This is a genomic window from Acidiphilium sp. PM, assembly GCF_000219295.1.
Lineage (GTDB): Bacteria > Pseudomonadota > Alphaproteobacteria > Acetobacterales > Acetobacteraceae > Acidiphilium > Acidiphilium multivorum.
The window spans coordinates 1-997 of the sequence record NZ_AFPR01000256.1; the positions used below are offsets into that span (position 1 = coordinate 1).

The window sequence follows — 997 nt, forward strand, 5'->3', positions numbered from 1 at the left end:
CGGCGGTCCATCTCAACATGAAGCCCTTCACCCCGCCGGCGATGCAGGCCGCCATCATCCCGCAGGCGCCGCCGGTGCCGAAGTCACCGCCGCACCCGGCCCGGCCCGCGCCGCGCCACTCCTACATGGTGATGAACGGCATGTCGTTCGGCACCCGGCCGACCACCGCGCTCGCCCACCGCAGTACGGCGCTCAACCTCGCCCCCGCAGCACCCGACTTCAACCGGCACGCGCCGGACATCGTCTTCAAGGGCAAGGCCGGTCCGGACTGGCAGAGCGCATTCAACAAATGGGTGAACACCCACGACTATTACCCCGAGGGTGCCGCCGCCCAGGGCCAGCAGGGCTCGGTGACGGTCAGCTTCACCGTGTTGCCCGACGGGCGGGTGATCGACCTGCGCATGGTCCGCCGCTCCGGCGCGCCGCTGCTCGACATGGCGTGGTACGGCCTGTTCAACGGCGCGCATGTGCCGAAATTCCCGCCAGGCTCGAAAGCGAAATCCGAGCAGGTAACGGCAACCATCCATTACATCCTGATCCACTGACCCCGCCCCGCGCGGGGCAGGGCAGGGACCAGCCCCGCGCCGCGGCGGAGAAAAAAATCAGGCGCGCCGCGATGGCAAAAAAATCAGGCGCGCCGCACCCGGCGGATCGCGCCCGCCGCCTCCAACGCGGCGATCTCGGCCTCGGTATAGCCATGCTCGGCGAGGATCTCGTCGAGATGCGCGGCAAAGCCCGGCGGCGGCGCGTGCGGCCCGCCCGGCGTGCGCGAGAACTTGATCGGCGTGCCCAGCGTGCGCACCCCGTCCAGCTCCGCCACCATGCCACGATGCCGCGCGTGCGCGCTCTCCAGCGCCGCGTCCACCGGCCGCACCGGCCCGGCGGGAATCCCGGCGCGGATCATCCGCTCGGCCAGCGCCTCGCCGTCATGCGCGGCGAGGGCCTCGGTCAGCGCCGCGGTCATCGCCGCGCGGTTGGCGAGACGGTCGGCATTGGT

At 71.3% G+C, this 997-nt stretch carries 2 protein-coding genes; one reads left to right on the forward strand and one right to left on the reverse strand.

Annotated features, from left to right (window positions below; translation table 11 throughout):
* Positions 1-545: energy transducer TonB (locus APM_RS10815; protein ID WP_007423412.1), on the forward strand; the 545-nt coding region annotated here is incomplete at its 5' end.
* An 83-nt stretch (positions 546-628) separates the two neighbouring features.
* Here the strand turns inward: APM_RS10815 and APM_RS10820 are convergent.
* Positions 629-997: CoA transferase (locus tag APM_RS10820; RefSeq protein ID WP_007423413.1), on the reverse strand; the 369-nt coding region annotated here is incomplete at its 5' end.